The sequence below is a fragment of the Pseudomonas sp. NPDC078416 genome (assembly GCF_050268485.1).
Taxonomy (GTDB): Bacteria; Pseudomonadota; Gammaproteobacteria; order Pseudomonadales; family Pseudomonadaceae; genus Aquipseudomonas.
Map to the genome: position 1 here is coordinate 37,160 of NZ_JBNNGV010000032.1, position 13,195 is coordinate 50,354.

The 13,195-nt window shown below is 60.8% G+C and carries 10 protein-coding genes; 3 read left to right on the forward strand and 7 right to left on the reverse strand.

Annotated features, from left to right (window positions below; all coding sequences use genetic code 11):
- Nucleotides 1–12 precede the first annotated feature (12 nt).
- Entirely contained in the window at nt 13–1,014 is a 1,002-nt protein-coding gene (gene yejK, locus ACQKEN_RS21730; protein ID WP_427688641.1) for a nucleoid-associated protein YejK, read from the reverse strand.
- Between the two features lie 354 nt (nt 1,015–1,368).
- Here yejK and ACQKEN_RS21735 point away from each other — a divergent pair, with 354 nt between their 5' ends.
- Nucleotides 1,369–1,650, forward strand: a complete 282-nt coding sequence (locus ACQKEN_RS21735) for an HU family DNA-binding protein (protein ID WP_037014905.1) — start codon at nt 1,369–1,371, stop codon at nt 1,648–1,650.
- A 67-nt stretch (nt 1,651–1,717) separates the two neighbouring features.
- On the opposite strand, the gene ACQKEN_RS21740 is transcribed toward ACQKEN_RS21735, so the two are convergent.
- From ACQKEN_RS21740 to ACQKEN_RS21765, 6 genes are all read right to left on the reverse strand, one after another.
- Complete coding sequence (locus tag ACQKEN_RS21740; RefSeq protein ID WP_427688643.1) at nt 1,718–3,052, reverse strand: DUF2599 domain-containing protein; 1,335 nt, start codon at nt 3,050–3,052, stop codon at nt 1,718–1,720.
- Between the two features lie 95 nt (nt 3,053–3,147).
- Nucleotides 3,148–4,176, reverse strand: a complete 1,029-nt coding sequence (rlmF, locus tag ACQKEN_RS21745) for a 23S rRNA (adenine(1618)-N(6))-methyltransferase RlmF (RefSeq protein WP_427688645.1) — start codon at nt 4,174–4,176, stop codon at nt 3,148–3,150.
- Nucleotides 4,177–4,380: 204 nt separating this feature from the next.
- Nucleotides 4,381–7,227: a valine--tRNA ligase gene (locus ACQKEN_RS21750; protein ID WP_427688647.1), complete on the reverse strand. Its 2,847-nt coding sequence runs from the start codon at nt 7,225–7,227 to the stop codon at nt 4,381–4,383.
- Nucleotides 7,228–7,401: 174 nt separating this feature from the next.
- The gene (locus ACQKEN_RS21755) at nt 7,402–7,842 is read right to left on the reverse strand and encodes a DNA polymerase III subunit chi (protein WP_427688649.1); all 441 of its coding nucleotides are present in this window, start codon (nt 7,840–7,842) and stop codon (nt 7,402–7,404) included.
- A gap of 7 nt (nt 7,843–7,849) precedes the next feature.
- Nucleotides 7,850–8,278, reverse strand: a complete 429-nt coding sequence (locus ACQKEN_RS21760) for a DNA polymerase III subunit chi (RefSeq protein WP_427688651.1) — start codon at nt 8,276–8,278, stop codon at nt 7,850–7,852.
- A gap of 57 nt (nt 8,279–8,335) precedes the next feature.
- On the reverse strand, nt 8,336–9,826 hold the full coding sequence (locus ACQKEN_RS21765; protein WP_427688653.1) for a leucyl aminopeptidase: 1,491 nt from the start codon (nt 9,824–9,826) through the stop codon (nt 8,336–8,338).
- A 305-nt stretch (nt 9,827–10,131) separates the two neighbouring features.
- Here ACQKEN_RS21765 and lptF point away from each other — a divergent pair, with 305 nt between their 5' ends.
- Both lptF and lptG read left to right on the forward strand, forming a co-directional pair.
- Nucleotides 10,132–11,250, forward strand: a complete 1,119-nt coding sequence (gene lptF / locus ACQKEN_RS21770) for an LPS export ABC transporter permease LptF (protein ID WP_122622522.1) — start codon at nt 10,132–10,134, stop codon at nt 11,248–11,250.
- Complete coding sequence (lptG, locus tag ACQKEN_RS21775; protein WP_427688655.1) at nt 11,243–12,304, forward strand: LPS export ABC transporter permease LptG; 1,062 nt, start codon at nt 11,243–11,245, stop codon at nt 12,302–12,304. The genes lptF and lptG overlap by 8 nt, the downstream gene beginning before the upstream one ends.
- Nucleotides 12,305–13,195: the final 891 nt, after the last annotated feature.

Genomic DNA, 13,195 nt, shown 5'->3' on the forward strand with positions numbered 1-13,195 from the left:
CCTCGGCAGGGCTCAGCGGCGTTTAAGCTGATCGGTCAACTGAGTGGGCAGACCTTTGATGATCAGCGTGCCTTTCTCTTCGTCGTACTCGATCTTGTCGCCCAGCAAGTGCGCCTCGAAGCTGATCGACAGACCTTCGGCGCGGCCGGTGAAGCGACGGAACTGATTGAGTGTGCGCTTATCGGCCGGGATCTCGGGCGACAGGCCGTAATCCTTGTTACGGATGTGGTCGTAGAAGGCGCGCGGGCGGTCCTCGTCGATCAGACCCGACAGCTCTTCCAGCCCCATGGGCTCACCCATCTTGCTCTGGCTGCTGGCGTAATCGACCAGCGTTTTGGTCTTTTCGCGAGCGGAGTCCTCGGGCAGGTCTTCGCTCTCGACGAAATCACTGAAGGCCTTGAGCAAGGTGCGGGTTTCGCCCGGGCCGTCGACGCCTTCCTGGCAGCCGATGAAGTCGCGGAAGTACTCGGACACCTTCTTGCCGTTCTTGCCCTTGATAAACGAGATGTACTGCTTGGAGGCCTTGTTGTTCTGCCACTCGGAAATATTGATCCGGGCTGCAAGGTGCAGCTGCCCCAGGTCCAGGTGCCGGGAGGGCGTCACGTCCAGCGCGTCATTCACCGCCACGCCTTCGCTGTGGTGTAGCAGCGCGATCGCCAGGTATTCGGTCATGCCCTGCTGGTAGTGCGCAAACAGCACGTGTCCACCGACCGACAGGTTCGACTCTTCCATCAGCTTCTGCAGATGCTCGACCGCGATGCGGCTGAACTGGGTGAAATCCTTGCCCTGATCCAGGTATTCCTTCAGCCAGCCACTGAACGGGTGCGCGCCGGACTCGGCATGAAACAGACCCCAGGCCTTGCCCTGTTTGGCGTTATAGCTTTCGTTGAGGTCCGCCAGCATGTTCTCGATGGCCTGCGACTCGGCAAGTTCGGAGTCCCGGGCGTGGAGCACGGCGGGCGTGCCGTCAGGTTTTTTGTCGATCAGATGGACGATGGCGTGGCGGATCGGCATGGATTTCTCGGCTGCTGAAGGGGAACTGAACGGGACCAGACCAGGCCCGTGCGAAAGTCGACAAGTGTACCGCAGACGGGGGGCGGAACGCTCTGGAAGGGCCGAAAACGCTGACCTGCGCCCATTAATATGACTTTTTTACGCCTCTCGGGCGATAAAGCTGACCAAATGGGTAGGTAGGGGCGGATATTTGCGTTGCGCTGTGCTAGTTTTGCCCGGTCCTGAGCGCCCAAGCGCGCCAGGCGTGCAGTTTGTGGGCGTTCGGCCGAACCAAAGGCCGTTTACAGCATCTACATTTCGCGTCTGTACCACACTCTGCAAACCATTCGAATTTGATAGGGAAGGAACACCACCATGGCTCTGACTAAAGACCAATTGATCGCCGATATCGCAGAAGCTATCGACGCGCCAAAAACCACCGCGCGCAACGCTCTCGACCAATTGGGTCAAATCGTCGCTGACCAACTGGAAAACGGTAGTGAAATCACTCTGCCAGGCATCGGCAAACTGAAAGTCACCGAGCGTCCAGCACGCACCGGCCGCAACCCTTCGACTGGCGCAGCCATCGAAATCGCCGCCAAGAAAGTGGTCAAGTTTGTACCAGCCAAAGTGCTGACTGACTCGGTCAACAAGTAAGCGAAAACGCTGCTTGGATGAGGAAACCGTGTGACGGAGCGATCCGGACACGGTTTTTTTGTGCCCGCTATTTCTTGAAGGGGTTACACCCGGCTGCTTTCGCTGCTGCCTCTGATACCACCGGGCGGAAGGGTTCCAGGTTCCAGTCAGCGCGTTGTGGATAGTTGCGCACGATGCAGGCGATCTGTTGCTTCATGCTGCCGACGTCTCTTTCTTCATTGCGCCACTGCGGGTCTGATCCGCGCAAGTCGTACAGCTCCTGATAAACCTCTTGCTGCTGACTGGCCTGTACTTTTTTGCCCAGTTCAGTCAGGACGACATTCAGCGTCCATTCCGTTTTTCCCGTGCCTGGGTCCAGGCGCTGCTCCCAGTTGCTCCGTGCGATGTATTTCGCGGTCACGTTGCGGTTGAGGTTTAACGAAATCCCTTGATCCGCCGCGCTGTAAGTGAAGCGCTGCTCCGGCGGCCGGGTGAAATCGACATTCAGAATGGGCACCGCGTAGCCCTGATCATAGAGTTTGCGCTGGAAGGTGCGCGCGTTGGCCAGGCCGTCCTGCTGTACCGCCGCTTTACCGTTGTCGCCTCGGACGGGGTAATTGAACGTGTTCTTGCCCTGGTAAATAAACGCATCGATGTCATCCATGATGTCGCTGCCGCCGGCGGCATTCTTGAGCATGAATTCGTTGAAGAAGTCCTTGCGCGAATAAGGATCAGCGTTGGTGGTGGCCACTCTGGCTTCATGGGCCTGAATCATCGCGTCCCACTGAGCAGGCACTTCGGCGTTCCACGAGCACTGAGTCGTCTGAATCGGTTGTCGGGTACCGCCCTGATATTTCTGTTTCCACTGCTCGGCCGTGTTGACGTTCTGATCGGCGCAGGTGCCGTAGGCCCATTGAGCGTTCTTGTTCACCGTAGTGGGTTGAGCAGGGGGAAGGAACGTGGCGTCGTTGAAGGGCCCGCAGCCGAACCACTTGCGATCCGGGCCGGTGTAGCCATCGAACGTGTAGATACAGGTCCAGCCCTCCTGCTTGACCGGGAGCTGCAGCGCGAGCCCGTCCGTTGGTGTCCTGAGGATGAAACCAGCGGGGTGAACAAGCACTGAGGTGCTCAAGTCCCGGCGTATCCAGGTGTAGGACGTTGCCCCGGTTTGCAGGGCGTAGGGGCTGTAATCCCAGGGATTGAAGTTGCCGTCATTGACCATGCGCAACGTGATGCCGCTGCAGTAGTAATGGCCCCGGGCGGCGCCGGTGTCCGGCTCTTTGCACTGGTTGTCGATGCGGTTGTAACTGGCGTTGATGCGCCTGACCGTTTCGACCGGATCAAGGTTTGCCTTCAACTCAACTGCCCACGACGGGCAGCTCCAGACCATCAACATGCAGATAACGCAGGCTAAAACGCGCATGGCTGACCTCCTTGTGCCGGGGCACGCAACGAGGATTCAGCTTATGAACGGTGGCGTTTGCCGTCTACTGATAGAAATGACACTGCCGTTGAGGCTCAGGGCTTGCGCGCGGTCCAGCGCTGTTCCCGCCAGGCTTGCTGACGAAGTTTGTCGTGAAAGGTCCAGGCAACGAAGCGGCTCTGTTTCTGACCCTGGCCCATCTCCACCGTCTGACTTTCAACGGCACCGGCTTTTTTCAAGGCGCTTTGAATCAGCGGCAGATTCGAGGCTTTGGACACCAGCGTGCTGAACCACAACACCTGCGCCGCCACCTGAGCACTTTCACTGATCAATTGCGTCACAAAGCGCGCCTCGCCACCTTCACACCAAAGCTCCGCCGCCTGGCCGCCGAAATTCAGCACCGGCAACTTGCGTTTGGGGTCTGCCTTGCCGAGGGCTCGCCATTTGCGCTGGCTGCCGCTTAACGCTTCCTCAGCCGAGGCGTGGAAGGGCGGGTTGCATACGCTGATGTCGAAGCGCTCATCGGGCTGCAGCAAGTGGGTCAGGATGTGCTTTTGATGGGGCTGCTCCCGAAAGCTGATGCTCTTGCTCAAGCCGTTGGCTTTGACGATGGTCGTTGCCGACGCGAGGGCAATCTTGTCGATGTCCGAGCCCAGGAACGACCAGCCGTATTCGCCCTGACCGATCAGCGGGTAAATGCAGTTGGCGCCCGTGCCAATGTCCAGCGCTGTGACCGACGCTCCGCGCGGGATCACCCCGTCGTTGCGTTCCGCCAGCAGGTCAGCCAGAAAGTGCAGGTAGTCCGCGCGCCCCGGGATGGGCGGGCAGAGGTAGTCCGCCGGAATATCCCAATGGGCGATGCCGTAAAACGCTTTGAGCAAGGCGCGGTTGAACACCCGCACGGCGGCCGGATTGGCGAAGTCGATGCTTTCCTTGCCATAGGGATTGAGGATCACAAACTGGCCCAGTTCGGGGCTGCTTTTGATCAGGCGCGGAAAATCGTAGTGACCCTGATGGCGGTTGCGCGGGTGCAGGGTGGCTTTCTCACGCGGCGCGGCAGGCTTGGCCTGTTGAGCCGGTTTGGCTTTTTTGCGTGGGGGTTTGGTGTGCAGTGGATTTGTCATGGGTATCAATTCAGGTGACAGACACCGCAACCCTGTAGGAGCGCGCTTGCCCGCGATGACGTCGGATTGAACACCGCAGTCCCGAAGATGGACTGATGGCGTCTGGGCTGGCCTCATCGCGGGCAAGCGCGCTCCTACAAAGACTTCGTTGCGCCTGCCAGCCCGGTTGCAGGCTGGCAGCGCATTTCATTTAGAAGATGGTGCTTACAAACTCGCGATCCGCGCGTGCTGCTCGGCGAGTTTACCCAGAGCCTGTTCGGCTTCGGCCATTTTCGCGCGCTCCTTGGCGATCACCTCAGGCGGCGCCTTGTCGACGAACGCGGCATTGGACAGCTTGCCGCCGACCCGTTGCACTTCGCCCTGCAGACGCTGGATTTCCTTGTCCAGACGCGCCAGTTCGGCGTCCTTGTCGATCAGGCCGGCCATCGGCACCAGCACTTCCATCTCTCCGACCAGAGCAGTCGCCGACAGCGGTGCTTCAGCGCCGGCTTCCAGCACGGTGAACGATTCAAGCTTGGCCAGCTTCTTCAGCAGGTGCTCGTTCTCGTTCAGGCGGCGCTGGTCTTCGGCGCTGACGTTCTTGAGGAACAGCTGCAGCGGCTTGCCCGGGCCGATGTTCATTTCGCCACGGATGTTGCGCACGCCGAGCATCAGGCTCTTGAGCCACTCGATGTCGCCTTCGGCCGCGACGTCGATGCGCGCATCATTCGCCACCGGCCACGGTTGCAGCATGATGGTCTTGCCTTCAACGCCGGCCAGCGGCGCGAGGCGCTGCCAGATTTCTTCGGTGATGAACGGCATGAACGGATGCGCCAGACGCAAGGCGACTTCCAGCACACGAACCAGCGTGCGACGGGTGCCACGCTGACGCTCGATCGGCGCGTTCTCGTCCCACAGAACCGGCTTGGACAGCTCCAGGTACCAGTCGCAATACTGGTTCCAGATGAACTCGTACAGCGCCTGCGCCGCGAGGTCGAAACGGAACTGATCCAGCTGACGGGTCACTTCGGCTTCAGTGCGTTGCAGCTGCGAGATGATCCAGCGATCCGGCAGCGAGAGCTCGAACGCTTCGCCGTTCTGGCCGCAGTCTTCGCCCTTGTCGAGCACGTAGCGCGCGGCGTTCCAGATCTTGTTGCAGAAGTTGCGATAGCCTTCGACGCGGCCCATGTCGAACTTGATGTCACGGCCCGTGGAAGCCAGCGAGCAGAAGGTGAAGCGCAGGGCATCGGTGCCGTAGCTGGCGATGCCGTCGGCGAATTCGTCGCGGGTCTGCTTCTCGATCTTCTTGGCCAGCTTGGGCTGCATCATGCCGGAGGTGCGTTTCTGCACCAGGGCTTCAAGCTCGATGCCGTCGATGATGTCCAGGGGATCAAGGACGTTGCCCTTGGACTTGGACATCTTCTGACCCTGACCATCGCGCACAAGACCGTGGACATACACGGTCTTGAACGGCACCTGCGCCGTACCGTCTTCGTTCTTCACCAGGTGCATGGTGAGCATGATCATCCGGGCAACCCAGAAGAAAATGATGTCGAAACCGGTAACCAGCACATCGGTCGGGTGGAAGGTTTTCAGGAAATCGGTCTGCTCAGGCCAGCCCAGGGTGGAGAACGTCCACAGGCCGGAACTGAACCAGGTGTCGAGCACGTCGTTATCCTGTTGCAGGGCAACGTCAGGACCGAGGTTGTGCTTGGCGCGGACTTCGGCTTCGTCGCGGCCGACGTAAACCTTGCCGGATTCGTCGTACCAGGCCGGGATGCGGTGGCCCCACCAGAGCTGACGGCTGATGCACCAGTCCTGAATGTCGCGCATCCACGAGAAGTACATGTTCTCGTACTGCTTGGGCACGAAAGCGATACGGCCGTCTTCAACGGCGGCAATGGCAGGTTCGGCCAACAGCTTGGTCGACACGTACCACTGATCCGTCAGCCACGGCTCGATGATGGTCCCGGAGCGGTCGCCCTTCGGTACTTTCAAGGCGTGGTCGTCGACGCTGACCAACAGGCCGGCGGCGTCGAACGCGGCAACGATCTGCTTGCGCGCTTCGAAGCGGTCGAGGCCGGCGTACTCGGCAGGGAGAGTCCCGTCGACGGTGTCGTTCAGCGTGCCGTCGAGGTTGAACACCTGTGCAGCAGGCAGAACGGCAGCGTTCTTGTCGAAGATGTTCAGCAGCGGCAGGTTGTGGCGCTTGCCGACTTCATAGTCGTTGAAGTCGTGGGCCGGGGTGATCTTCACGCAGCCGGTGCCGAATTCAGGGTCGCAGTAGTCGTCCGCGATGATCGGGATGCGACGGCCTACCAGCGGCAGCTCGACGAACTTGCCGATCAGCGCCTGGTAGCGCTCATCATTCGGGTTCACGGCCACGGCCGCGTCACCGAGCATGGTTTCCGGACGGGTCGTGGCGACGATCAGATAGTCCAGACCTTCGGCGGTCTTCGCACCATCGGCCAACGGGTAGCGCAGGTTCCACAGATGCCCCTTCTCGTCGTGGTTTTCCACTTCGAGGTCGGAGATGGCGGTGTGCAGCTTGGTGTCCCAGTTGACCAGACGTTTGCCACGGTAGATCAGGCCGTCTTCGTGCAGACGCACGAAGGCTTCCTTGACCGCTTCGGACAAACCGTCGTCCATCGTGAAGCGCTCGCGGCTCCAGTCGACCGACGAGCCCAGGCGACGGATCTGACGGCTGATGTTGCCGCCGGACTGATCCTTCCATTCCCAGACTTTTTCGAGAAATTTGTCGCGACCCAGGTCGTGACGGCTCTGACCCAAGGCTTCGAGTTGACGCTCCACCAGCATCTGCGTCGCGATACCGGCGTGGTCGGTGCCTGGCTGCCACAGGGTGTTGCGACCCTGCATGCGGCGGAAGCGGATCAGGGCGTCCATGATCGCGTTGTTGAAACCGTGGCCCATGTGCAGGCTGCCGGTGACGTTCGGCGGCGGAATCATGATGGTGTACGAGTCGCCCGCGCCTTGCGGAGCGAAATAGTTTTCGGACTCCCAGGTCTGGTACCAGGAAGTTTCGATGGCGTGCGGCTGGTAGGTCTTGTCCATGCGAGGCGGGAACCTGATCTGCTTTGAGTCGGAAAAGCCGACGAGTATAGCTTTTCAAGGCGGCGTCAAGCTACAAGCGGGAGGTCGGCGGCTATGAGCGGTGATGCCCGGAATCGTCGCGGGCATCTGTAGGACTGCGCTTGCCGCGATCCCGGGTCGGGAAAGAGGACGGTCTCAGCTGTTGTATTGACTCAGTAGCCGTTCCATTCGCGCATCCAGACGGCGTTTGATCTCGTTCTCGATGTGGGGGGCAAAATCGTCGATCACGTCTTGCATGATCAACTGCGCAGCGGCTCGCAATTCCGAGTCCAGGTGCAGCAGGGCCTCAGCGTTCGGCGCCTTGGCGCTCGAAGCGTTGGCAGCGGGCGCGGGAGGTGTAACAGCCACGACGGGCTCGGGGGTGAGCAGGGGGATGTCATTGAGATTGGCTTCGTGCTCATCGAGCGTCACGACCTGGCCGCTGACTACGTCAAACAGCAGCGGAATCTGCTCGTCGCTGTGCACGGACTCGGTCAGCAGGGGAGGCTGGGCCGGGTCATCGCCCAACAGCTGGCGAATCGATTCGAGGTCATCCAGCAGGTGCGCTGAATCTTTCAGGTGTTTTGAATTATCCATCGTGTGCTCAAAGACGCTGCAGCCGGTGATCTTGCAGAGGATAGCCCTGTTCGCGGTAGAAGCGAAAACTCTCGCGCGCCGCGAGGCGGATGGCGGGATCCTCGACAACGATCTCGGCGACACGCGCGAATCGTTTGAAGAATTCCGGGATGCGCAGGTCGAGATTGACCAGCAGATCCTTATGTTGGCCGGGGTCGCTGCCGATACCCAGCGCCACGGGTGCGTCCTGATCGTCTTCGACCGCGCCATGGGGAACGAAAGCTTCCCCCCGGAAGCGCCACAGTCGGGCGTCCAGTTCCTCGCGTTGCCCGGCATCGCTGCAATGCAGGTACACCCGATGGCCGAGGCGCCAGGCCTTGTCGGTGAGTTTGCAGGCGAAGTCCAGGCGCGCGACGGGGTCGGCACTCGGCAGAATGTAGAAATCGACTTGGGTCATGGGTGATTCCAGAACGCTGAACGCGCCGACCGGGGAGGCCGGCGCGTTTGCAGCGGCTTAAACGCCAGCGCGGTCGATCAGGTATTGGGTCAGCAGCGGAACCGGACGGCCCGTGGCGCCTTTGTCCTTGCCGCCGCTGAGCCATGCCGTACCGGCGATGTCCAAGTGCGCCCACTCGTAGGCTTTGGCGAAGCGCGAGAGGAAGCAGGCGGCAGTGATGGTGCCGGCCTTCGGGCCGCCGATGTTGGCGATGTCGGCAAACGGGCTGTCCAGTTGCTCCTGGTACTCATCGAACAACGGCAGCTGCCAGGCGCGGTCGTCGGCGCGTTTGCCGGCTTCCAGCACTTGGCTGATCAGCGCGTCACTGTTGCCCAACAGGCCGGACGTGTGACCGCCCAGCGCGACGACGCAAGCACCGGTCAGGGTAGCGATGTCGATCACGGCTTGTGGCTTGAAGCGTTCGGCGTAGGTCAGTGCATCGCACAGCACCAGACGGCCTTCGGCGTCGGTGTTGAGGATCTCGACGGTCTGGCCGCTCATGGTCTTGACGATGTCGCCCGGGCGGGTTGCGTTGCCGCTCGGCATGTTCTCGGCCGCCGCGACGATGCACACCAGGTTGATCGGCAGTTGCAGTTCAAGCACAGCGTTCAACGTGCCGAACACACTCGCGGCGCCGCACATGTCGAATTTCATTTCGTCCATGCCCAGGCCCGGCTTGAGGCTGATGCCGCCGGTGTCAAAGGTGATGCCCTTGCCGACCAGCACGAAAGGCTTTTCGCTTTTCTTGCCGTTGGAATACTGCATGACGATCAGGCGTGGCGGCTGAGCGCTGCCCTGACCGACCGCCAGGAACGAACCCATGCCCAGCTTTTCGATGTCTTTCTCATCGAAGACTTCGACCTTGAGACCCTTGTTGGCTTTGCCCATCGCCTTGGCCTGCTCGCCCAGATAGGTCGGGTGGCAGATGTTCGGCGGCATGTTGCCCAAGTCGCGGGTCACGGCCATGCCGGCGGCGATGGCTTGTGCATGTTTGGCTGCGCGTTCAACGTCGGCGACGTTGGCTTTGGCGGTCAGCAGAGTGACTTTTTTCAGGGCGCGAGGATCGACTTTCTGGCTCTTGAACCGATCAAAGACGTACTCGCCGTCGGCCAGGGTTTCGACCAGCAGGCGGTTCTTGCCATAGACGTCGCGATTCTTGACGTTCAGTTGATCAAGGTCGAAGCCGGCATCAACGCCACCCAGGCTTTTCAGGGTGCTGAGCGCGCCGCTGATGATTTTGCGGAACTGGCGATCGTTCAATTCCGGCTCTTTACCCGAACCGACCAGCAATACGCGTTCGGCTTTCAGGTTGGGCAGGCTGTGCAGCAAGAGGCTCTGGCCGATCTTGCCTGACAGGTCGCCGCGCTTGAGGATAGCGCTGATGGCGCCGCCGCTCAGGGTGTCGAGGGTGCTTGCGGTGTCGCTCAGCGTGCGGCCTTCACCGACGGCGACCACCAGCGTGGCGGTCTTCAAGGTTTCTGCACTGACGCTTTTAACAACCAATTCCATGTCGGGGTCCCCGAATAAACTGTGAGTTATCGCACTTGAGCACACGGCTCGGCAGCGGCGCAGAAGTATTTACACCGGCATGCCTGCGGCAAGGCCCGCAGTTTGACCCTGCGAGCCAATGGATGACAACCCCGTCCGGGTGCGCGCGTGTGCCGGTTGCAGAAGTATCCCGCGCGCGCAGTGACAGACACACCCAATCACAGGATAATGCCGCATATTTTTTTGGTGGTTCGCCGTCGCGCGCATCATGGCTGATCCATTTCATTGTCATGCCGCCTTAGCGTGACAACCCTGGAGTGTCTGGTTTGATTGTCTTCCGTTACCTGTCCCGAGAAGTGCTGGTTACCCTGAGCGCTGTCAGTGCTGTGCTGCTGGTAATCATCATGAGTGGCCGCTTCATCAAATACCTCGCCCAGGCCGCATCCGGCGCACTCGATCCGGGCGTGCTGTTTCTGATCATGGGTTTCCGCCTGCCGGGCTTCCTGCAACTGATCCTCCCCCTGGGGTTGTTCCTCGGGATTCTCCTGGCGTATGGCCGGTTGTACCTCGAAAGCGAAATGACCGTACTGGCCGCCACTGGCATGAGCCAGCAACGTCTTCTGCTGATCACCCTCGCGCCGGCTGCGCTGGTGTCACTGCTGGTGGCCTGGCTCAGCTTCAGCCTCGCTCCGCAAGGCGCCACCCAGTTTCAGCTGCTGATCAACAAGCAGGATGCGATGACCGAATTCGACACCCTGGTGCCGGGCCGCTTCCAGCTGCTGCGCGACGGCAGCCGCGTGACCTACACCGAGACCATGAGCGACGACCGCATCAACCTGGGCGGCGTATTCATCTCCGAGAAGAAGCTCGACGAGAAGAAAGACCACGGCATCACCGTGCTGGTCGCGGAAAAGGGCCGGCAGGAAATCAAACCCGATGGCACGCGCTACCTGATTCTGGACAACGGCTATCGCTACGACGGCAACCCCGGTCAGGCCGATTACCGCGCGATCAAATACGACACCTACGGCGCCTTGCTGCCCAAGCCGGACATCAGCGACGAGGTCACTGACCGCGACGCCATCTCCACCAGCGAACTGCTGACCGGCGAAGACAGCCTGCGCAACCGGGCCGAGCTGCAATGGCGGGTTTCGCTGCCGATTCTGGTGTTCATCGTGACGCTGATGGCCGTGCCGCTGGCCCGGGTCAACCCGCGTCAGGGTCGCTTCCTCAAGCTCCTTCCGGCGATTCTTCTTTATATGGCTTATCTCACCATCCTGATTGCTGCGCGCGGTGCGCTGGAGAAGGGCAAGATCCCGATGGGCCTTGGCCTGTGGTGGGTGCACGCGCTGTTTCTGACCATCGGACTGGCGTTGCTCTACTGGGAGCCGCTGCGCCTGAAGATCGCGAGTCGCCGCAGCGTGTCGGGGGTGGCTCATGGTTAAGCTCGATCGCTACATCGGCAAAAGCGTGTTCATGGCGATCCTTGCGGTACTGGGGATCATCCTCGGGCTGGCCTCGCTGTTCGCCTTCATCGACGAAATGGCGGACATCAGCGATACCTACACCTTTTGGGACGCTGGCAGTTTCGTGTTGATGACCGCGCCGCGTCGTCTCTACGACATGCTGCCGATGGCCGCGCTGATCGGTTGCCTGATCGGGCTCGGCGCCCTGGCCAGCAGCAGCGAACTGACCATCATGCGTGCTGCCGGCGTGTCGATCGGCCGTATCGTCTGGGCGGTCATGAAACCCATGCTGGTGTTGATGGTGGCCGGACTGTTGGTCGGCGAGTACGTCGCGCCGGTGACCGAAGCCTCGGCTCAGGCCGCGCGCTCGCTGGCTCAAGGCACCGGCGACGCGCAGAGCGCCAGGCACGGCCTGTGGCACCGTCAGGGTGAGGAGTTCATCCACATCAACACGGTGCAACCGAACGGCCTGCTGTATGGCGTCACCCGTTACCGTTTCGATGACCAGCGCCACATGCTGACGTCGAGCTTCGCCAAACAGGCCAACTTCAAGACCGATTACTGGTTGCTGAAAGACGTCACCACGACCGTGTTCCATGACGGTCGTACCGAAGTGGTCACGGCGCCCGAAGAGCGCTGGAACGTCGCGTTGAGCCCGCAGTTGCTGAGCACGGTGGTGCTGCCGCCTGAGTCGCTGTCGATGACTGGCCTTTATGGCTACGCGCGTTATCTGGCTGATCAAGGGTTGAACAATGGTCGTTACTGGCTGGCGTTCTACACCAAGATCCTCCAGCCGCTGGTGACCGTCGCGCTGGTCCTGATGGCGATTTCCTTCATCTTCGGGCCGTTGCGCTCGGTGACGCTGGGGCAGCGTGTGTTCACGGGCGTGCTCGTTGGCTTCACCTTCCGCATCGCTCAGGATCTGCTGGGCCCGTCGAGCCTGGTGTTCGGCTTCTCGCCACTCTTTGCCGTACTGGTGCCGGCGGGTGTGTGTGCGCTCGCGGGTATCTGGTTGCTGCGCCGCGCGGGCTGATACTCACCGCGTTATGAAAAGCCGACCGCAGGGTCGGCTTTTTTGTGGGCGCATTGCAGAGGAAGGGGGCGTCCGCGAATGCGTTTTTACACCGTCTTTGTGGAGGCTGATAAACAGCGGATGTACACGAAACTCTGTAGGAGCCGGCTTGCTGGCGAACGCGTCGTGTCAGTCGCTGGAGATGGAACCGGTTGATCGGTTTCGCCAGCAAGCCGGCTCCTACGGATTTTCGCAGTACCGATACTGTTCAGCGGTCGCATAGTCGCGGTAGGTGCGCTTGCCCGTGATGTTGAGCGCTTTACCTGTCGCTGGCTGACTCTCCCAACTTTGTAGGAGCCGGCTTGCTGGCGAACGCGTCGTGTCAGTCGCTGGAATGGCGCCGGTTGATCGGTTTCGCCAGCAAGCCGGCTCCGGATTTTCGCAGTACCGATACTGTTCAGCGGTCGCACACTCGCGGTAGGTCCGCTTGCCCGTGACGTTGAGCACTTTACCTGTTGCTGGCTGACTCTCCCAACTTTGTAGGAGCCGGCTTGCTGGCGAACGCGTCGTGTCAGTCGCTGGAATGGCGCCGGTTGATCGGTTTCGCCAGCAAGCCGGCTCCTACGGATTTTCGCAGTACCGATACTGTTCAGCGGTCGCACACTCGCGGTAGGTGCGCTTGCCCGTGATGTTGAGCGCTTTACCTGTCGCTGGCTGACTCTCCCAACTTTGTAGATATCGTCTTGATGTCCCGAATGCAAGCCCGGCAGCGCGTTAGCGCTGCTGTTTTCAAGCAGGCAGGCGGGTGCCTCCGCAGCCCACGCGGCAGCAACAACCTGACCATCCAAGTCCTGGTCGATCAGCCTTCAAGCGGCCAAAGCAATTCCAGGGTCGAATGGCCTGTTGCTCTTA